A 20,072-nucleotide genomic window follows, 5' to 3' on the forward strand; every position below is an offset into this window, starting at 1 on the left:
CCCGCTCAGCCGTGAGGCGGCTCGCCGGGTGCGACGCGCTGGCCGGCCCCGCGGTCGATGGCGGCGCGCACCCGGTCGGCGAGTTCGGATTTCCGGTAGGGCTTGCCCAGCACGTCCATGGTCGGCGCGCGCGGCCCGTCGGCCACGCGCGGCTCATCGTCGGTGACCAGAAGCACCGGCAGGTCGGGCCGGCGGCGGCGCGCCTCCGCGGCAAGCCCGAGGCCGTCGAGGCCGCCCGGCATGACGAGGTCGGAGAACACCAGGTCCAGAGCCGGCTCCGCCTCGATCACCGCCAGCGCCTCCTGCCCGTCGCGGGCCAGAAGCACGGTGTAGCCGAGATCCTCCAGGTATTCGCTGGCGAGCGAGCGCACGTCGTCGCCGTCCTCCACCACCAGCACCGTCTCGCTGCCGCGGCGCGGGCGATGGCGGCTCTCCGCCGGCGCCTCCTCGGCGGCGGTCGCCGGGAAGATCATCGACACCGTGGTGCCGTGCCCCTCGCGGCTCGCGATCTCCAGCCGCCCGAGCGACTGCTGCACGAAGCCGTGCACCATCGCCAGACCGAGGCCGGTCCCCCGGGCGGCGCCCTTGGTGGAGAAGAACGGCTCGGTCGCCCGCTCGATCACGTGAGGGGGCATGCCCTCGCCCTCGTCGGTCACCCGCAGCGCCACGTACTCGCCCGGCGGCAGGCCCTGCGCCACGACGTCGCCCGCGACGGTCACCCGATCAGTGGCGATCGTCACGGTTCCGCCCTTCGGCATCGCGTCGCGGGCGTTGAGGAGCACGTTGAGCAACGCCACCTCCAGATGCGTGCGGTCGAGGGTGACACCGGGCAGCCCGGGCGTGAGGTCGAGCTTCACCGCGATCGCGTCGCCCAGCGTGCTCTCGATCACCTCGGCGAAGGCGAGCACCAGGGCGTTGAGGCCGAGCACCTTCGGTTCGAGCCGCGTCCTGCGAGCGAAGGCGAGGAGCTGCGTGGTCAGCTTGGCGCCCCGCTCCGCGGCCTTGATGGCGCGGGCGATCTGGCGCGCCGGCCGCTCCTCGCCCACCGACTGGACCGCCATCTCCAGGTTGCCGGTGACGACCTGCAGCAGGTTGTTGAAATCGTGCGCAAGCCCGGCGGTGAGCTGGCCGATGGCATCCATCTTCTGCGCCTGCCGGAAGGCCTGCTCGGAGGCCCAGCGCCGCGTGATGTCGAGCTGCGAGGCGAAGAAGTACAGGATATCGCCGGCGTCATCGAACACGGGTCCGATGAACACGCTGTTCCAGAACGGTGTGCCGTCGCGCTTGTAGTTCAGGATCTCGGTGGCAATGGCGCGCTGTGCCGCCACCGCGTCGCGCAGCTCGTCCACCGTGCCGCGGTCGGTCTGCGGACCCTGCAGGAAGCGGCAGTTGCGGCCGATGAGGTCGGCCTCCTCGTAGCCCGTGAGATCCTGGAAGGCCTGGTTGGCGAAGATGATCGGATTGTCGGGCCGGCGCGGATCCGTGAGGATCATCGGCATGCGGATCATCTCGATCGCCGCGAAGAACACGGTTCCGCGCTCGTCGAGGCCCGGGCGGGTGACGATCGCGGAGGGCCGATGCGGGCTCGGCAGGGCGTCCGGCATCCGCGCCGGAAACCCCTCGCGCCCGACCGCACGCTCTTTCGGCTGCTCGTCCTCGCTCAATCCCGCACCCGGCCTGATCCATCCGACATCTGGCGCCCGTCCGGGCGCAGGGCGCGCGGGGAGGGGCGTCCCCTACGTCGCAGGCAGAATATAGGATCGTTTCCCATCAGAACGAGCGCGTCTGCTTATGGGACCATCGGTCGCTCACGCCTTGCGGCGGAGCCGGCGCGGAATTCCCTGAAAATCGCGCCTGCTGCCCGCTTGCAGCCCACGAGAGCCGTCGCTATAAGCCCCCTCGTCGGCGCCGCCGACGCTTCGGAGTGTAGCGCAGTCTGGTAGCGCACCACGTTCGGGACGTGGGGGTCGCAGGTTCAAATCCTGCCACTCCGACCAATGTTTCCCGACACTTTGCAGAACGCCACATCATCGCGTGGACCGATTGGACGGGGCGGCTGGCTTGCTGACGATGTTCGTCGCCGGCTGTTTCTGGTGGTCCGCCAGGTGGTGCCCATAGATCCGCTCTAGGCTGTGGTGAGGATTTAAGGATTGGCTCTTCGGCGGTTGGGCGTGTTCTGATTCAAGGCTGCTATTGGGGAGAGCCGTCTTCTCGTGCCAGCCTGACCCGGATGCCCTGACGGACGAGCAGTGGGCCCGCCTTGCGCCGCTGATGCCCGGAGGCTGCAAAGGCAAGCGCGGCCCGCGCACGAACAATCGCCGGTTCCTCGATGCCCTGATCTGGATGACGCGCACTGGTGGGCGCTTGAAGGATCTGCCCGAGCGCTTCGGGAAGGCCGGGACGATCAAGCGGCGCTATGACGACTGGATGACCCGCGCGTTCTCACCGACCTCCTCGCCGTTCTGGCCGGGGAGGCGGATCTGGAATGGATCTGCGTCGATGCCACGGACGTGCGCGCCCACGCTCAGGCCGCCGGCGCACGCCGGGAAAAGGGGGCTTTGATGCCCAGAGTCTGGGTCGCTCCCGCGGCGGCCTGAGCACCAAGATCCATCTGGTATGCGATGCGCTCGGCAATCCAGTGCGCCTGCTGGCCGGACCGGGCCAGCAGGGCGAGGTGCTGCGCGCGGCTGAGTTGATCTAGGACCTTGCCTGCGACCATGTCATCGCCGACCGCGCCTATGATGCCGAACACGTCCACGACACCGTGCTGGACGCCGCAGCAGTCCCGCCCAGGCCCAGCCGGCGCCGGCCCCACGCCTATGACCGCATCCTCTACAAGGAGCGCAACCTGGTCGAGCGCTGCTTTGCCAAGCTCAAGCAGTTCCGTCGCATCGCAACCCGCTACGACAAGCTTCTCCGCAACTTCACAGGCTTCCTCACGCTCGCCGCCATCACCATCTGGCTCAAACAGTTAAGTCCTCACCACGGCCTAGCGTCTCTGTCGTCATCTCAAGATAGCCGGCTGCCTCCCATAGGTCCGTGCTACCAAGCGCCCGGTCGGGACGCGCCTCGACCGAATGGGTCTTAGACACGAGTTTCACGTTTGAGCTATGGGTTGGTTCGGCCCGATAAGGCCCGCCGAAACATTCCAGACGAAGAGTTGATACATGAACGAGGGCATCCTTTATCTCGCCTGCGGGTTCACATACTACGAACAGGCATTGTACTCAGTTAAATCTCTCAGGCGGCATATGCCAGATATCAATGTAACCCTGGCATGTGATTATGATTATGCCTCGAATGATCCCAGTTCGATTGTCAATGGCAGGCCGTGTTTTGACCAATTTATCCACATAGACCACGATAGCGAACGACCCTACCGGAGCAAGTCGCGCATTATGTCGAGAAGTCCTTACGAAAAGACAATCTATTTGGATTGTGATACTGTCGTGCTTGACAATTTTTCCGAGATATTCAAGTGTCTAGATATTTTTGATTGCGGGGCATCGCTGAATGTTCACCGGGGGCCTGTTTACAAGTACGGCGATATTCAGTGCTTAGCTACTTTCAACTCATCAACTTTTGCATATCGCAAATCCGATGTAATGGGCCGGGTTTTCGCAGACTTTCAAGAACAGTTTGATGCAGCAGCCAGTGAAAATCCACGCGTCGGTGATCAGGAAATATTATCTTACTGCATCATCCGCAATGGCGCTAAGTTTTGGGTTCTACCGGAGGAGTACAATTTTCATTTGATGCACATGGGGCGCGCTTTCGGCGGGATCAAAATCCCAACCTCACACGAGCAATCGGCGAAAGATGCGGCGGCCGCTCTGAACAGTTCGTTGGCAGAGCGTGTTTGGGTGCCGCTAGATCAGACGCTCATCGTGGATACGTATTTCGATGTCTATTTCGGGAAGGCAATAGATAGAAATATCGTAAAAACGAAAATTGTGTGATACGCAAGGGGGATAAGACAAGAAGGACCACCGCGGCGGGGCTGGGTGGGCTGATCTCAGCGGCGGGGGTCGCGGTGGCCGGGGCGGGGCGTTGGGGTGATGCCCTCTCGCTTGGCTTGCTCGGCCATTTCCTCGCGCAGGACACGAAGGGCCGCATCCTCAATCTCTCGTTTGTGCTCCCGCTCGGCTCTATCCCGCATCTGGCGTTCGGTCATCTCCACCAGCTTGCCGACGAGTATGGTCAGACTGGTGAGCGCATTCGTGAGGGCTTCCAAGTCGCTCTTGGCCGCCATTGCTCCGCCGACCGCGATGGCCGGGGCTTCACCGTCTAAGATCTTTCGCCCCCTCGCCGCCTCCGTCTTATAGCCGAGATACGCGACTGCGATGGATGTGATGCCACCGCCGCCCACAAGCGCCACGATGGCAGCCACCGCACCCTCGAATGTCATGCGACACGGGGCCTCCGCGACGAAAATGCTCGGGTATGCCGCCGTCACGGGCGCTTCGGTAAACGCACATGCCCTCAAACAGGACAAACAGCGAATACCACGCGAAGCCGGCCGCCGGGTTCGGCATCGGCGTGTTGAGGAATAGCAAGCCCAAGACAAGCCACCAGATCACGCCGAGGCCAGCACAGGCCGCACGCACGGCCGGCGTTCGATAGTGCGACCCGTTGATGTAGAGGGCGGAGCAGCGGATCACGCCAATTGCGATGGACCACACGCCCCATACCGGCTCGCCTGCGATCTCGCACGGGACCGCGTATTGAGGCCCTGAGAAGGGCTGCCATTCAGGAACGAGAAGCCAGCAGCCCCATGCGATTACCATAATGACGAACAGCCATTCGCAGAGCCGATCGCTGGTGTAAGTCGTGCGGTGGGGCATCACGCCCTCCCCGGCAGGAGTGCCCGCGGCCGGCGGGGGCGGATCAGACACAGATGCCCCGGAACAGTTTCTTCATTCATCCTGACGTCTCTTGGCCGAAGCCGTGCGACGCTCCTCAACAGCGTTGCGTGGTCAGGCCCTAGTCAGCGGTGCAACGCCGGCCGGGGCCGCTTGTGCTACCGCTTGGCGGCTTGCGCGACCATGCCCGGTGAGGGCGTCACGGCGCTCGTCGCAACGCGCTGAAGTGTATTGTCCTTGCGCCGGCTGTTGCCGGACGTGCCGATCCAGAAATTGTAGTCAGCCGTGGCCGCGCCCAAGATCCAGCCGGCAATGATGCCGTCCTCCCTGATCCACCCATCCACTGCCCACAAGGTCGCGCGCTCGGCGTAGGTCGCCCATCGTCAGGCTGGTGGTCGGCAGCTCATAGTTGTCTGGCAGGCGGTCTCCCATCCGGTGAGCCACAGCGGCGAATGGCGCCAGCGCCTCCCGCAGCCGGACGTTCTCGGCCTCAAGCGCCTTCGTCCGCTCCTCTCGCCGACTTCCGCGATCAGGGCCACCATCATCCGCGAGGCGATTGAGGAGAAAGTGGCAAGGGAGGAGCGTGGACCGGATCGCGGACCGAATGGACCGCATCCAAAGTCTATCTGAGGCGGCGAAAGACGAGAAAAGCCGTTAGAAATCGAAGACTCTCGCCTCGCGCACCACGTTCGGGACGTGGGGGTCGCAGGTTCAAATCCTGCCACTCCGACCAAAATTCCCGCCATTCGCGAACAGCCCATCACAGCGTAGACGAATCGGTCGACGACCGGGTCTCCTGCCTGCTGGTCACGGCCGCCCGCCCTTGCTGCTCTGCGCAAACCCTCGTGGGTCGCCGTGGCGGCGTGGCTTGCGCCCTCGACAGCGCCTTTGTCCGAATGCGACGATGGGGGGCGGCCGTGAGCCGGCCTGAGGCGGCAAGGCACCTCGCGCGGGATCCTGCGCCCCGACCGGGGCGGATCGGCCGCCTGCACGGCCCTGGACCTCGCCGGCGAGGTGATCAGCGTGAGCCAGCTCCCCGCACGCCGCTTCCCGTTCGCCAAGCTCGCGTTCACCAGATTTGGTTTCGGCCGATCCATCTTCGCCAAGTACCTCGTCGTGCTGTTCACGGCCGTCGTGGTGCCCCTCGTGGCGAACGGCGCGACCGAGGCGTGGTTCGGCTATCGGGACCAGCGCGCGCAACTGGACGAACTCCTGGGCGTGGAGGCGCGGGCGGCCTCGTCCCGCATCCAGAGCTTCATCGACGGCATCCGGGACCAGCTCGGATGGGTGGTCCAGCTGCCCTGGACGCCCGGTGCCGAGGAGCGCCAGCGGCTGGATGCGCTGCGCCTGCTGCGGCAGGTCCCCGCCATCGTGAGCCTCACGCTGATGGACGGGGAGGGGAGGGAGCGGCTGCACGTCTCACGGGTCGGGCTCAACCGCAGCGGCAGCGGCATCGACCGTTCCGGGGAGGCGGCGGTCGTCGGCGCCAGGGCGGCGCGCCGCTGGTACGGGCCGGTGACCTACTTCCGCGGGTCCGAGCCCTTCATGACCATCGCGGTAGCCGGCAACCGCGCCGCCGTCGGCGTCGCGGTCGCGGAGATCAACCTGAAGCTCATCTGGGACGTGATCTCGGCGATCCGCGTCGGACGCAGCGGACAGGCCGTCGTCCTGGACGGACCCGGCCGCGTCATCGCGCATCCCGACATCAGCCTCGTCCTGCGCGGAGACGACGAGGCGGTGTCCCGGCCCCTGTCGCGGCTGCGCGACGTCATCCGGGCGGAGGGGGGCGGCTCGGTGATCGGGCGGGACGGGAGCGGCGCGGCCGTCATCGCCGCGCTGGCGCCGGTGCCGGGCGTGGACTGGACCGTGATCGTCAGCCAGCCGCTCAGCGAGGCCTTCGGCCCGATCTACGACGCGCTCTGGCGCACCCTGGCGCTGCTTCTCCTGGGCACCGCCTTCGCGGGCGTGCTCGCCATCTGGCTCGCCCGCCGGATGACCGGCCCGATCCGCCTCCTGGAGCAGGGGACCGAGCAGATCGGCGCCGGCCGTTTCGAGCACCGGATCGCGATCGGCTCCGCGGACGAACTCGGCCGGCTCGCCGCCCGCTTCAACACCATGGCGGGCGAACTCGCGCTCGCGCGGGACCGCCAGGAGCGCATCGCGCGGCTCAGGCGCTTCCTGGCGCCAGAGGTGGCGGAACTCGTCGACCGCACCGGGGACGACAGCGTGCTGGAAGGCCGGCGGCTGGAGGTGGCGGTGATCTTCGGCGACCTGCGCGGCTTCACGGGCTTCTCCGCCCGCACGCCGCCCGAGGAGGTGCTGCACGTCCTCGACGCCTACTTCGCGGTGCTCGGCCGGGCCATCACGGCCCACGGCGCCACCCTGATCTCGTTCTCCGGCGACGGCCTGATGGTGCTGGTGAACGCCCCCGTGCCCCGCCCCGATCCCGGCCGGACCGCCCTCGCCCTCGCCCTCGCCATGCAGGAGGCCGTGCAGGCGCTGGTCGTGGAGTGGCGGGCCCGGGGCTATGCCATCGGCTTCGGCGTCGGGGCCGCCATGGGGACCGCGACCGTTGGACGGATCGGGTACGAGAGCCGGTTCGACTACACGGCGATCGGACCGGTGGTGAACCTCGCGGCACGGCTCTGCGCCGCCGCCGAGGACCGGCAGATCCTGGTCGACGCCGCCCTCGCCGGGGAGGCGCCGGCCTGGGCCGAGGTCACGCCGCTCGGGGAAAAGCCCCTCAAGGGCCTGACGGACCGGATCCCGGTCTTCGCGGTGGCGCGACGCGGCCCGGCGACGGACCCCGGCGCGCCCTGAGCGACGGGGAACCGCGCGGCACGAATCCGGATCACTCGACCACCGTGTCGGCGCTCGTCAGGATCGAGGCCGGGACGGCGAGGCCGAGACGGGCGGCGGCCGCGAGATTGACGAACAGCTCCACCTTCGTGACGAGCTGGACCGGCAGTTCGGCGGGCCTCTCGCCCTTGAGGATGCGCCCCGCATAGAGGCCGGTATGGCGGTGCGACTGCTCGAAATCGCCCCCATAGCTCATGAGACCGCCGGCGAGCGGGAAGTCGCGGGATTGCGTGATGGCGGGGACGGCATGGCGCACCGCGAGTTCGGCGAGCCGGTGGCTGCGATAGGCGAAGTAGGGATCGGACGAGAAGACGAGGCCGGCCGCCCCGAGCCGGCGGGTCTCGGTGAACAGGGCGTCGAACTCCTCCTCGGCGCTCGCCCGCAGCCCATGGAGCTGGACGCCGAGGCTCGCCGCCGCGGCCTGCAGATCCTTCAGCTGCGATCGCGACGTGGGGCTGGTCGGGTTCACGGCCGCCGCCCACGCGGGGGCCTTCGGCAGCAACTCGTGCATGAATTCGAGCCGCTTGGGCGTCACCCCCACGCTGAGGCTCGACACGCCCGTGAGGTTGCCGCCCGGCCGCGACAGGCTGGCCACCACGCCGAGCGCGATCGGGTCGCCGCCCAGTTCGAACACGATCGGGATCGTCGCGCTGGCCGCCTTCGCGGCGAGCACGACCTCGGCTCCGCCCGGCGCGATGATCGCCGTGACGCCCTGCGCGGCGAGATCGGCGGCGAGCGCCGGCAGGCGGCCGTACTGGCCGTCCGCCCAGCGATACGCGACGGCGACGTTGCGCCCCTCGACGAAGCCGGCCTCCGCCAGCCCCGTGTGGAACGCCGCGAGCCGGCTGGCGTAGCGTTCGGGCGATTCCGATCCGAGATAGCCGATGACGGGCAGCGCCGCTTCCTGCCCGAACGCCCGCGATGGATACGCGGCTGCGCCGCCGAGCCACGCGACGACGGCGCGCCGCCGCACCGCAGCGGCGCGCCGGCGTGAGGCGCGGGGCGGGGATGTGGCTGAATCGGCGATCATCGCGCCACCACCCTCGGGCAGCCGCCGCGCCGCACGCGATTTTCTCTGCGGGCCGGCACCGCAGCGCCCGCCCGCATTCTGGCTCCCGCGCACCGCGTCGTCCACCCGTGCGGTGCCGGGCCTGCCGCTCAGGCGGCCCGCACCCCGGCCAGGAAGGCGCTCACCTCGCGGGTCAGGTTCTCGGAGTGGCGCGCCAGATCCTGGGCGGCGCCGAGCACCTGGGTCGCGGCGGCGCCGGTCGAGCCGGCGGCCTCGCGGACATCCGCGATGCTGCCGGTGACCTGCCGGGTGCCGCTCGCGGCCTCCTGCACGTTGCGGGCGATCTCCTCGGTGGCCGCGCCCTGCTCCTCCATCGCCGCCGCGATCGCGGCCGAGACCGTCGCCATCTCGGCGATCGTCCGCCCGATGCCGCGGATCGCGCCGACCGATTGGTGCGTCGCCTCCTGGATCGCCCGGATCTGGCTGGCGATCTCTTCGGTGGCGCGGGTGGTCTGGCTCGCCAGCGCCTTGACCTCGCTCGCCACCACGGCGAAGCCGCGGCCCGCCTCGCCGGCCCGCGCCGCCTCGATCGTCGCGTTGAGCGCCAGCAGGTTGGTCTGTCCGGCGATGGTGCTGATCATGCCGACGATCGCGTCGATCCGCTCGGCCGCGGCGGCGAGCCGCCCGACCAGCGCATCCGTGCGGTCGGCCTCCTCGGCGGCCTGATGGGCGATGCGCGCAGATTGGCCGACCTGCTGGCCGATCTCGCGGATCGAGGCCGACATCTCCTCGCTCGCCGCCGCCACCGTCTGGACGTTGGCCGAGGTCTGCGCGGCCGCCCCCATCGCGGTCGCCGATTCCCGCGCGGTGTGCTCGGCCGTGGCCGTCATCGCCTGGGCGGTGGCCTCCATCTCGGTCGCGGCCCCGGCCAGCCCCTGGGTCAGGACCGAGACGTTCTGCTCGAAGCTGCGGGTGACGCGGTCGAGCCGTTCGGCGCGCCGCATCTTCGCGTCGGCCTCCAGGGCCGCCTGCTCGTCGGCGGCCTGCTTGGCGATCAGGGCGTCCTGGAAGACCTGGACGGCGCGCGCCATCTCGCCCAGCTCGTCCCGGCGCCGGAGGGCCGGGACGCTCACGCCGTGATCGCCCGCGGCGAGCCGCTGCATTGCCCGCGTCATCGCGGCGAGCGGCCGGGCCACGCCCTGCCCGACGCGCCACGCGAGCACCCCGCCGATCGCCAGGGCAGCCGCGCCGATGCCGAGCACGAACAGGCGCAGGTCGCCGGCCTCTCCGCTCACCCGCGTCATGACGTGCTGCTGCTGGCGGACGGCGCCCACCCGCGCCTCGCTGCCGAGCGCGACCAGCGCGTCGCCGGACTGCTTCAGGGCCAGGAAGGCGCGGTCGACCTCGGCCGACCCGGCGACGACGCCGTCGAGGGCCACCTTGAACGGGGGCAGCTTCGCCTGAATGAGCTTGAGCGCGGCCTGGAGCGCGCCCTCACCGTCGAGTCGGGCGAGGGCGGCGAGTTCGCGGGCGTAGCGGGCGGCCTCCACCGCGGCCGTGTCGGCATCCGCCGGATTGGCGCCGACGCGAAACAGCGCGACGGCCGTCATGGCGCTCTGGAGCGCGCGGTCGGCGCGGAAGGCGGCGGCGGCGAGATCGGGCGCCCGGGCACTGCGCTCCGCGACGGCGTAGCCGGCATTCGACAGTACCGCACCGTGCTTCACCACGTCCGCCAGGGCCGCCTTGCGGGCCTGCATCGCCCCGATCAGCGCCTCGGCGCCGGAGACGTAGTCCTGCACCCGTGCCTGGATCGCCAAGCCCTCGGCCTCGCCCGTCCGACCGACGCGCTCGCCCTCGGCGGTCAGCGTCCGCAGGCCGGCCTTCAGCTCGGCGAGCATCTCGCCCTGCTCGGTGCGGGCGTAGTTGAGGACGAGCCGCCGGGTGTTGTTCAGCATGAGTTCGAACGTGCTGGCGCTCTCGGCCGCCTGGACGCGGGCGCCGGCCTCGGCAACCCCGGCCGTCAGGGCGCTCACGCCCCGGAAGGTGGCGAGCGCTGAGACGCAGAGCAGCAGCAGCACGACGCCGAAGCCGGCCAGGATGCGCTGCGAGACCGTGAGACGGTCGGGACGAAGATGGAGGAGCATCGGACGAGCCTCGCGAGGTCTTACCGGACGGACTTGATCTGCTGGATGAGGTCGGCGCCGAAGCGCTTGCCGAACTCGGCGGTCGTCGCGTCGAGGCGGGCCTCGAACGCCGCGCGGTCGACGGTGGCCACGACGGTCATGCCCGCCCGGCGCAGCTCGTCCACGCCCTCCGTCTCGGCGCGTCCCGCCACCTCGCGCGAGACCTGGCCGCCGGCCCGGGCAGCCTCGACGAACGCCTTCTGCTCGGCGGCGCCCAGGGTCTCCCAGGCGGATTTCGAGATCAGGATCGCGGCCCAGGAATAGATGTGCCCGCTCAGCGTCAGATGCTTCTGCACCCGCTCGAAATGCGAGGCCGTGATCACGGCGATCGGGTTCTCCTGGCCGTCGAACTGGCCCGACTGGAGCGCGCCGTACAGGGCCGGGAAGGCGAGGGGCTCCGCCTTGACGCCGAGCGCGCGGAAGCCGGCCAGCATCACGTCCGATTGCGGGACGCGCATCGACAGGCCCTTGAGATCCTCCGGGCTCGCCACCGGCCGCTTGCCGTTAGTGATGTGGCGCATCCCGTTCTCGCCGAAGGCGAGCGCCACGAAACCCTTCGGCTGGAACTTCCTCAGGTAGTCCTGTCCGATCGGCCCATCGAACACCGCGTGCGCGTGGCGGGCATCCCGGAACAGGAACGGAATGTCGAAGACGCCGAAATCCGGAATGATGCCGGAGAACGGGGCGCTCGTGATGAAGGCCATGTCGAGATGGCCGATCCGCAGCGCCTCGGCCATCTCGACCTCGCCGCCGACCGCGCCGTTCGGATACAGCTCGATCCGGTAGGCGCTGCCCGTCCGTTTCGCGACCTCGGCGGCGAAGCGCTGCGCCCCGGCGCCGAGCTGCGAGCCCTGAGAGAATAGATACCCCAGCCGGAGCACCCGCTCCTGCGCCTCGGCGGTGCCGCTCATCACGGTCGCACCGATCCCGGCGAATGCCAGCGCGAGCCAAATCCCTTTGCGCATCGTCACGTCTCACTGATTGAGCCAGTGCGGAATACGACGCAAAAAGTTAATAAAATTGCCGAAATGCGAAGAAAGAGCTTAAAGGTGCCGGCCTCGATCAATGCAGGTGAGTTTAGGTCTCGTTCTCGGCTTGCATCTCCCTTGTGCATCCTGCCGTTCTGCGAGGCATCGGCATGGAATCGGGGCAGGGCGCTGCCGGCCCCGCCCCGCTCTCCACGGACCCGCCGGGCGCCGGAGCGGCGCGGCAGATCGCAGGTCACCGGTCCGGGATCCTGCTCTTGGGATGTCGACCCAGGACTTGCCACCGCGAGAACAGCCGATTATTCGGCGGCATCAATCAAGAAACGAACAGGAGGGACGGACACAATGGGCGGGTATTGGTTCTGCCACACCATGCAGGGCGAGTTCCGGATCGTGCTCACGCGCTGGGCCGGCCGGGATCGCGTCGTGCTGTCCTACGAAGGCGAGGCGCTGGGCTGCTACGAGACGGCCGAGGCGGCGCTCGACCGCCTGATCCACGGCGAGACCTACAAGCCCTCCTGCGGCCTCGATATCCGTCAGCTGGCGCTGCCGACCACCCTCACGGAATGGGTCTTCGCACCGGCGGCGCGGCACTGACCTCACCCGGCGCCGCGCAGCCGGGACCCGATCGCGACGCGCAGGGGAGCAAGCAGCGGGTCGAGCGCCAGGACGAAGGCGATGCCGCCGAGGATCCCGGCGAGCCGGTCGATGGCCGGCAGGATATCCGTGGTGGCGGCGGGCCCCTGCACCATCGCAAGCAGCACCGCGATCGCGGCCTGCTGGCCGGCATAGGACGCGTCGCCCCGCCCATGCAGGACGATGCTGGCGAGAAGCGGCCCGGCGGCGAGGGCCGCGACCCAGGCCAGCAGGTCGTCCGCCACGAGCGCCATGGCGAGTAGCCCGTAGAGTCCGCCCAGGAGGCCGCCGAGGATCCGGTTGATCGCCTTCAGGTCCGGTTCGTGCCGGCTGGCGGTGACGATGACGAAGGCGGTGATCGGCGTCTGGGCGAAACCCGGAAGCTGGAAGGTCTCCCAGACATCCGGGATGAGCGCCACCGCGATGCCGCCCGTGACGGCCACGGCCAGGAGATCGGCGTCGATGGGACGGGCGAACATGCCGGGCTTCTCGGCATCCGCGGCCGCGCCCGCGCCGCTGCCGATCGCGTACTCGACGCCGCAGCCGACGACGATGCCGGTGAGCACTTCGAGGAAGCGATAGACCGCGAAGTGCAGGCCGTCGCCCGGGCTCGCCAGGGTCCCGAACAGGACCAGGATGGCGGTGATGCCGGCGAGCAGCACCGCGTAGCTCGCCCGGCAGGGGAGCGTCCCCTGCCGGGCGGATCGCGCGAAGGCGGCGAGGCGGTGGTGCCCGGTCCGGGGGACCGATCAGCAATCGTCGCGCTTGCCGACCTGCTGGTTGGCGCCGGCATTGTTCATGGCGCCGACGGTGCCGGGCGAGGCCGGCTGCTGGCCGCCCGCGAGGTTCTTGGCGGCGGGGTCGGTGCGGTCGCCCGTCGTGGGGCCGGTGTTGCCGACGCCCTGGTTGGCGCCGACGTTGTTCATGGCGCCGACGGTGCCGGGCGAGGCCGGCTGCTGGCCGCCCGCGAGGTTCTTGCTGCCACGGTCGACATCCGAGCTTTGCTGGTTCATCGCCTGCTGATCAGGCGATTTGCCTTTGGTCGAACCCGTATCGCACGGACCGGCGAGCGCAGCGCCTGCGGTCATGGTCAGGATGGCCGCCGTACCGATCAATGTAGATGCCTTCATGGCGTGTTCCTCCAGCCTCTGATGACCAGGGAAAAGCTTCGGGGCGGGTGGAGGTTCCTGCTATCGCATTCGACCTTCTGGTGGACGATTGCGACCCGTCGGGAGCCGTCACGCCGGAGGTCTCCTCCCGCGTCCCGCGCGGGACGGCCGGGCTCGGCTGCGAGAATGCGCTATGGTGGCGCGGCCAGGATGCCACGCGCTGCGGAGGCCACCGATGAAAGCCGTGATCGCTGCGATTCCCCTCGTCCTCTTCGGCGCCGGCACGCAGGCCTGGGGCCAGGCGCCCAACGAGGTTCCCATCGGGCGCGACCTGCAACGCGAACGCCGGCTGGAACGCCGGTTGCGGAGCGAGCGCCCGCCCGCCGTCGATCCGAACGTGACCCCCGACAATCCCGACGGTGTCGTCGGCTTCGACGGACCGCCCGGCCTGTTCGACGACGGCGTCGATGACGGTGGACCGCTGCCCCCCGGGTCACCGGCCGACATCGACGAGGATTAGAAGGGCGGATGCCGGGTGGCGCGCAAGCGTTGCCTGGCGGCCGGCGCGGCTGATTTATCCGGCTTCCCGCCCCTGGGCCGGCGATGCGCCCTGGTGACGCTGCGGCCGGCCATGCTAGACTGGGGCCATGACCCGGTTCCGCCCCCTTCTGCAGGTGCTGGTGGCGATCGTGATGATCGCCGCCGGGTCCATGCTGTCGGACGCGCACGCTCATGCCGGGCATGCTCATGCCGCTCACGCTCATGCCGGTCACGCCCACGGGATGACCCCGGTCGCCAGCACTGCGCCGAGCCCGGCCGCCGCGGCCGTGGACCTCACGGCACCGTCGGACGGCGACCTCCACACCGAGTCCGGTCCGTCCCAGCCCGGCAAGGCCCATGCGGGCTGCTGCTGCGCCGGCCCGTGCTGCGCCGTGCTGGCCGGTCCGGTCGGTCTCCCGGTCCGCGCCGCGCACCCGGCCCGGCCGGGCAGCCGGCCCGCCGATCCGGCCCGTCCGGACGCCCTGTCGGAAGCCTTGCCCCGACCGCCCCGATTCGTCGCGTGAGACGCGCGCGCCTGCGCGCCTGATACCGCCGCCGTCGGTTCGACGGCGGGCTGTCGCGGCGAAGGACCCATTCACCCATGCGTACGACGTTCACCGCGGCCCTGCGCGGGGCGGTCCTGGCCCTCGGCCTGTGGGCCGGCGGCGCCATGGCCCACGAGGGGCACGACCACGGCGGCGAGGCCGCATCCCCCATCGCCGCGCCGGCTCCGCGCGGCAGTTCGAGTTCGGAGGCCTTCGAGCTGGTCGCGGTGGCGCGCCACGGGGTGCTGACGATCTACCTCGACCGCACGGCCACCAACGCGCCCGTGACGGATGCGGTGATCCAGGCCGACACGCCCGCGGGCGCCGCGTCGGCCTCGCCGCAGCCGGACGGCAGCTACCGGCTCGACGCGCCGTGGACCGAGCAGCCTGGCGAGCACGAGGTGGTGTTCACCGTGACGGCCGACGGCGCATCGGACGTCTTTCCGGTGACGATCGACGTCCACGCGCCCGCCCCGCCTGCGCCGACGCCGGCCCTGGCGGCCTGGACCGCGACCCTGGCGGTCGCCCACGACGTGCGCCAGCACCTGATGCAGCGCGACCCGGTGGCGCTGCTGATCGGCGGCGGCGGCTTCGTGCTAGGCGGCGCGGTGATGCTGCTGCTGCACCGGCGCCGGGTGATTCCGGTCCTGGCCGTGCTGGCGCTCGCCGCCGGACTGGTCCTCGCCACCTCCGCCTTCGCGCACGAGGGACATGGCGGCCAGAACGCCGCCTTCGTGGCGCCGGGCAGCCGCGACCTCGCCCAGCGCCTGCCCGACGGCGGCGTGTTCGTGCCGAAGGCGACGCAGCGCCTGCTGTCGATCCGCACCGCGGTCACCGCGAGCGCAACGCTGCCGCGCACCGTCGAGCTTCCCGGCCGGGTCATCCCCGACCCGAATGCCAGCGGCGTCGTCCAGTCCTCGGTCGGCGGGCGCCTGTCGCCGCCGGAGCAGGGATTCCCGCGCCTCGGCGCGCGGGTGCGCCAGGGCGAGGTGCTCGCCTACGTCACCCCGCCCGTGCAGGCGGTGGACGTGTCCGACATGCGCCAGCGCCAGGGCGAACTCGATCAGCAGATCGCCATCGTCCAGCGGCGCGTCGAGCGCTACCAGAAGCTCACCGTCAGCGGCGCCGTCGCCCAGGTGCAGCTCGAGGAGGCCCTGGACGAACTCAAGGGATTGCGCGACCGGCGCGCCGCCCTCGACCGGATCCGCCGCGAGCCCGAGGCGCTGGTCGCGCCTGTGGACGGGGTGGTCGCCGAGATCAACGCCATGACGGGACAGATGGCTGGCCCCGGCGCGCAGGTCTTCCTGATCGTCGATCCCCGGCGGCTGTTCGTCGAGGCGCTGAGCTTCGATGCCCTCTCGCCCGCCCAGACCGCCACGGCGCGCCTCGCCGACGGCCGCACGCTCTCGCTCGCCTACCGGGGCGCGGGCCTCGCCGACCGCAGCCAGGCGGTGCCCGTGCAGTTCGCCATCTCGGAGGCCGGGGCCGACCTGCGCACCGGCCAGTTCGTCACCGTGCTGGCGGCCACCGGCACGCCCCAGGAGGGACTCGCCCTGCCGCGCGCCAGCGTGGTGCGCGGGGGCAACGGGCAGTCCATCGTCTACGAGCACACCAGACCCGAGCGGTTCGAGCCGCGCGAGGTGCGCGTCGAACCGCTCGACGCCGAGCGCGTGCTGGTGCTCTCGGGGCTCTCCGCCGGACGGCGGATCGTCACCCAGGGCGCCGAACTCCTCAATCAAGTGCGCTGAGGAGCCGGGGCGATGTTCACCTTCCTGGTCTCCCGCTCGCTGCAGAACCGCCTGCTCGTCCTCGCCATCGCGGGCGTGCTCGTCGTCTACGGCGCCTTCGCGGTCACCCGGCTGCCGGTCGACGTGTTTCCCGATCTCAACCGGCCGACCGTCACCATCATGACCGAGGCCGAGGGGCTGGCGCCCCAGGAGGTCGAGCAGCTCGTCACCTTCCCGATCGAGACGCAGATGAACGGGCTGCCGGGGGTCACCCGGGTGCGCTCGGTCTCGGGCGTCGGGCTGTCGGTCACCTCCGTCGAGTTCGACTGGGGCACCGACATCTACCGCAACCGCCAGCAGGTGGCGGAGCGCCTCGCGATGGTGCGCCCGCTCCTGCCCGCCACCGTCTCGCCGATGATCGGCCCGATCTCCTCGATCATGGGGCAGATCGTGATGGTGGCGGTCACCGGCGACACCGTCTCGCCGATGCAGCTGCGCGAGATCGCGGATTTCACCATCCGCCCGCGGCTCCTGACCCTTCCGGGCGTGGCGCAGGTGATCCCGATGGGCGGCGAGGTGCGCCAGTTCCGCGTCGCCCCGCAGCCGACCGCCCTGCGGGCGCTCGGGCTCACCTACGATCAGGTCGAGCGGGCGCTGGCCCAGTTCGGCACCAATGCGGGCGGCGGCTTCACCGACCAGAACGCCCGCGAGTACCTGATCCGCAACATCGGCCGCACCACCAGCCTGGACGATCTGCGCAACCTCGTAGTGGCGACCGTGAACGGCCGGCCCATCCTGCTGCGGCAGGTCGCCGAGGTGTCCTTCGCCGCGAAGGTGAAGCGGGGCGAGGCCGGCTACCAGGGCAGGCCGGCGGTGATCGTCTCGGTGGAGAAGCAGCCGGGCGTCGACACCGTGCGCCTGACGCAGGCCGTCCAGGCCGCCCTCAGGGAGCTGCGCACCGCCCTGCCCAGGGGCGTTCAGGCCGAGGAGCTGATCTTCCGCCAAGCCGACTTCATCGAGACCTCGATCCGCAACGTCGCGACGGTGCTGATGGAGGCCGTGGTGGTGGTGGCCGTGGTGCTGTTCGCGTTCCTGCTCAACCTGCGCACGACCGTGATCTCGCTCACCGCGATCCCGGTCTCGGTCCTCGTCACGGCGATCGTCTTCCATCTGCTCGGGCTGTCGATCAACACGATGACGCTCGGCGGGCTCGCCATCGCGATCGGCGAACTGGTCGACGATGCGGTGGTCGACGTCGAGAATATCTTCCGGCGCCTGCGCGAGAACCGCGAGCAGGGCAACCCGCGCCAGGTCTTCGCCGTGGTCGTGTCGGCCTCCCAGGAGGTGCGCTCCGGCATCGTCTACGCCACGATGGTGATCGTGCTGGTGTTCGTGCCGCTGTTCGCGCTCTCGGGGATCGAGGGCCGGCTGTTCGCGCCGCTCGGCCAAGCCTACATCATCTCGATCCTGGCGAGCCTCGTGGTGTCGATCACGCTGACGCCGGTGATGGCCTATTACCTGCTGCCCGGCCTCAAGCGCCTCGACGCGCACGAGAGCACCCTCGTGCGCCTGCTCAAGCGGGCGAACCGGGCGCTGCTGGCCGGCGCCTTCCGCCATCCCCGCACGGTGATGACCGCCGCAGCGGCGGCAGTGTTCGCGGCCGGTGCCGCCGCGACGATCCTGCCGCGCGCCTTCCTGCCGCCCTTCAACGAGGGCTCGTTCACGGTCAACATCACCTTCAACCCGGGCATCTCGCTCGCCGAGAGCGACCGGGTGGGGCGCATCGCCGAGACGCTGCTCCTCGCGATGCCGGACGTGCGGTCGGTCGGGCGGCGCACCGGCCGGGCCGAACTCGACGAGCATGCCGAGGGCGTGCATTCCTCCGACCTGGAGATCGCGCTCAAGCCCGGGGCCCGGCCGAAGACAGAGCTGGTGGCGGACATCCGCGACCGCCTCGCGGTGCTGCCGGTCTTGGTCAATGTCGGCCAGCCGATCTCCCACCGGCTCGACCACATGCTCTCCGGCGTGCGCGCCGAGATCGTCCTCAAGATCTTCGGCGAGGATCTCGACACCCTGCGGCGCCTGGGCGAGGACCTGCGCCGCCGCATGGCCGGCATCCCGGGCCTCGCCGACCTGCAGGTCGAGAAGCAGGTTCTGATCCCGCAGCTGGAGATCCGCGTCGATTACGGCCGGGCCGCCCTCTACGGCGTTCAGCCCGCCGCCTTCGTCGAGCAGCTGAGCCGGCTGTCGAACGGCAGCGTGGTCTCGCGGGTGGTCGACGGGTCTCGCCGCTTCGACGTGGTGATGCGCCTGCCGGATGCCTTGCGCACTACGCAGCGCCTCGGCGACCTCCTGATCGAAACCCCCTCCGGCTGGGTGCCGGCCCGGCAGATCGCCGACATTCGCGAGACCGACGGCCCCAACCAGATCCTGCGCGAGAATGCCCGCCGCCGCCTCGCGGTGTTCGCCAACACCGACGGCCGGACCGACATGGCCGGGATCGTCGCGGCCATCCGGGCGCAGATCGCGGCGACGCCCTGGCCGGAGGGCACCAGCGCGAGCCTCGAAGGGGCCTTCCAGGCGCAGGCGGAGGCCAGCCGCACCATCGGGGTTCTGTCGCTGGTGTCCCTCGCGCTGATCTACGCGATCCTCTACAGCCGCTACCGCTCGGCGGTGTTCACGCTGGTCATCCTCGGCAGCATCCCGCTCGCGCTGATCGGCTCCGTGGCGGCGCTGTGGCTCTCCGGCCAGCCGCTCTCGGTCGCCTCGATGATCGGCTTCATCACGCTGGCCGGCATCGCCACGCGCAACGGCATCCTGAAGATCAGCCACATCCTGAACCTCGCCCTGCACGAGGGGCTGCCGTTCGGGCCGGAACTGGTGATCCGCGGCAGCCTGGAGCGGCTCACCCCGGTGCTGATAACCGCGCTCTCGGCCGGGGTCGCCCTGGTGCCGCTGCTCTACGGGGCGGACGCGCCCGGCAAGGAGATCCTGCACCCGGTGGCGGTGACGATCTTCGGCGGGCTGGTCAGCGCCACGCTGCTCGACGCCGTGCTGACGCCGGTGCTGGTCCTGCGCTTCGGCCGCGCCCCCCTGGAACGGCTGCGCGCCGCCCACCGGCCGATCCCGGCGGATGGCGCGCCATCACCGGCCATCACGGCGTTCTGATGCCGTCCCGGCGGCTGTCCGGGTCCTTCCCTTCTCCATGGAGACGGTCCGATGCGAATCCTCGCTCTCACGATCCTGCTGGCGGTGGCGGCCCCCGGCCCAGCTCGCGCGCAGGCGGCGGGACCCCACGGCGGCCAGACCACCGTGGCGGACGGCCACCCGATCGAGTTCGTGAGCCGGGACAGGGAGATCACGTTCTTCGTGATCGGTGAGGACGGCAAGCCGCTCGACACCAGGGGCCTGACCGCCCGCGCCATCGTGCAGTCCGGCGGCAAGACCGAAACCGTCACCTTGGCGCCGGCAGCGCCCAATCGTCTGGTCGGCACCGTCGCGGCCCCGCTGGCCGTCGGCAGCAAGCTGGTGCTGACGAGCAGGATCCACGGCCACTCCGTGCAGGCCCGCTTCGAGACGAAGTAGTCCCGGCGTGGCGGCCGGATGCTGGTGGGCG

Annotated in this window: 15 protein-coding genes, 1 tRNA gene and 1 pseudogene; 10 read left to right on the forward strand and 7 right to left on the reverse strand. The window is 70.0% G+C overall.

Annotated elements, in window-relative coordinates; translation table 11 throughout:
* Nucleotides 1–5: 5 nt before the first annotated feature.
* On the reverse strand, nt 6–1,604 hold the full coding sequence (locus MFF61_RS13640) for a histidine kinase famiy protein (RefSeq protein ID WP_373324698.1): 1,599 nt from the start codon (nt 1,602–1,604) through the stop codon (nt 6–8).
* A gap of 316 nt (nt 1,605–1,920) precedes the next feature.
* On the opposite strand from MFF61_RS13640, the gene MFF61_RS13645 reads away from it, so the two are divergent.
* The 3 genes and pseudogenes from MFF61_RS13645 (at nt 1,921) to MFF61_RS13655 (ending at nt 3,959) form a co-directional block, all read left to right on the forward strand.
* A tRNA-Pro gene (locus MFF61_RS13645) sits at nt 1,921–1,997 on the forward strand.
* A gap of 274 nt (nt 1,998–2,271) precedes the next feature.
* Nucleotides 2,272–2,968: pseudogene (locus tag MFF61_RS13650) on the forward strand (IS5 family transposase); the annotation flags it as partial.
* Between the two features lie 199 nt (nt 2,969–3,167).
* Complete coding sequence (locus MFF61_RS13655) at nt 3,168–3,959, forward strand: glycosyltransferase family protein (protein WP_238235657.1); 792 nt, start codon at nt 3,168–3,170, stop codon at nt 3,957–3,959.
* A 56-nt stretch (nt 3,960–4,015) separates the two neighbouring features.
* Here MFF61_RS13655 and MFF61_RS13660 read toward each other — a convergent pair whose 3' ends face one another.
* The gene (locus MFF61_RS13660; RefSeq protein WP_238235658.1) at nt 4,016–4,408 is read right to left on the reverse strand and encodes a hypothetical protein; all 393 of its coding nucleotides are present in this window, start codon (nt 4,406–4,408) and stop codon (nt 4,016–4,018) included.
* Nucleotides 4,409–5,978: 1,570 nt separating this feature from the next.
* Here MFF61_RS13660 and MFF61_RS13665 point away from each other — a divergent pair.
* Nucleotides 5,979–7,682, forward strand: a complete 1,704-nt coding sequence (locus MFF61_RS13665) for a cache domain-containing protein (protein WP_238235809.1) — start codon at nt 5,979–5,981, stop codon at nt 7,680–7,682.
* Between the two features lie 31 nt (nt 7,683–7,713).
* Here the strand turns inward: MFF61_RS13665 and MFF61_RS13670 are convergent, their stop codons facing one another.
* The 3 genes from MFF61_RS13670 to MFF61_RS13680 form a co-directional block, all read right to left on the reverse strand.
* Complete coding sequence (locus MFF61_RS13670; RefSeq protein WP_373324699.1) at nt 7,714–8,694, reverse strand: ABC transporter substrate-binding protein; 981 nt, start codon at nt 8,692–8,694, stop codon at nt 7,714–7,716.
* Nucleotides 8,695–8,879: 185 nt separating this feature from the next.
* Nucleotides 8,880–10,874, reverse strand: coding sequence for a methyl-accepting chemotaxis protein (locus MFF61_RS13675; RefSeq protein ID WP_238235660.1), 1,995 nt, complete (start codon nt 10,872–10,874; stop codon nt 8,880–8,882).
* A gap of 20 nt (nt 10,875–10,894) precedes the next feature.
* Nucleotides 10,895–11,878 carry a DctP family TRAP transporter solute-binding subunit gene (locus tag MFF61_RS13680; RefSeq protein ID WP_238235661.1) on the reverse strand — a complete coding sequence of 328 codons (984 nt, stop codon included), beginning with the start codon at nt 11,876–11,878 and terminating at the stop codon, nt 10,895–10,897.
* Between the two features lie 366 nt (nt 11,879–12,244).
* Here MFF61_RS13680 and MFF61_RS13685 point away from each other — a divergent pair, with 366 nt between their 5' ends.
* Nucleotides 12,245–12,496: a hypothetical protein gene (locus MFF61_RS13685; protein WP_238235662.1), complete on the forward strand. Its 252-nt coding sequence runs from the start codon at nt 12,245–12,247 to the stop codon at nt 12,494–12,496.
* Between the two features lie 2 nt (nt 12,497–12,498).
* Here MFF61_RS13685 and MFF61_RS13690 read toward each other — a convergent pair whose 3' ends face one another.
* Complete coding sequence (locus MFF61_RS13690; RefSeq protein ID WP_238235663.1) at nt 12,499–13,197, reverse strand: FUSC family protein; 699 nt, start codon at nt 13,195–13,197, stop codon at nt 12,499–12,501.
* 87 nt (nt 13,198–13,284) lie between these two features.
* On the reverse strand, nt 13,285–13,665 hold the full coding sequence (locus tag MFF61_RS13695) for an exopolysaccharide production protein YjbE (RefSeq protein ID WP_238235664.1): 381 nt from the start codon (nt 13,663–13,665) through the stop codon (nt 13,285–13,287).
* A 214-nt stretch (nt 13,666–13,879) separates the two neighbouring features.
* Between MFF61_RS13695 and MFF61_RS13700 the strand changes: the two genes are divergently transcribed.
* The 5 genes from MFF61_RS13700 to MFF61_RS13720 all read left to right on the forward strand — a co-directional run bounded on the left by MFF61_RS13700 (nt 13,880) and on the right by MFF61_RS13720 (nt 20,041).
* The gene (locus MFF61_RS13700; RefSeq protein ID WP_238235665.1) at nt 13,880–14,164 is read left to right on the forward strand and encodes a hypothetical protein; all 285 of its coding nucleotides are present in this window, start codon (nt 13,880–13,882) and stop codon (nt 14,162–14,164) included.
* Nucleotides 14,165–14,291: 127 nt separating this feature from the next.
* Entirely contained in the window at nt 14,292–14,708 is a 417-nt protein-coding gene (locus MFF61_RS13705) for a hypothetical protein (protein ID WP_238235666.1), read from the forward strand.
* A gap of 77 nt (nt 14,709–14,785) precedes the next feature.
* Nucleotides 14,786–16,477, forward strand: a complete 1,692-nt coding sequence (locus MFF61_RS13710) for an efflux RND transporter periplasmic adaptor subunit (protein ID WP_238235667.1) — start codon at nt 14,786–14,788, stop codon at nt 16,475–16,477.
* 12 nt (nt 16,478–16,489) lie between these two features.
* Entirely contained in the window at nt 16,490–19,624 is a 3,135-nt protein-coding gene (locus MFF61_RS13715) for an efflux RND transporter permease subunit (protein ID WP_238235668.1), read from the forward strand.
* A gap of 51 nt (nt 19,625–19,675) precedes the next feature.
* Entirely contained in the window at nt 19,676–20,041 is a 366-nt protein-coding gene (locus tag MFF61_RS13720) for a hypothetical protein (protein ID WP_238235669.1), read from the forward strand.
* Nucleotides 20,042–20,072 lie beyond the last annotated feature (31 nt).

The organism is Methylobacterium isbiliense, from assembly GCF_022179325.1.
In the GTDB taxonomy this organism is placed as follows: Bacteria; Pseudomonadota; Alphaproteobacteria; order Rhizobiales; family Beijerinckiaceae; genus Methylobacterium; species Methylobacterium isbiliense.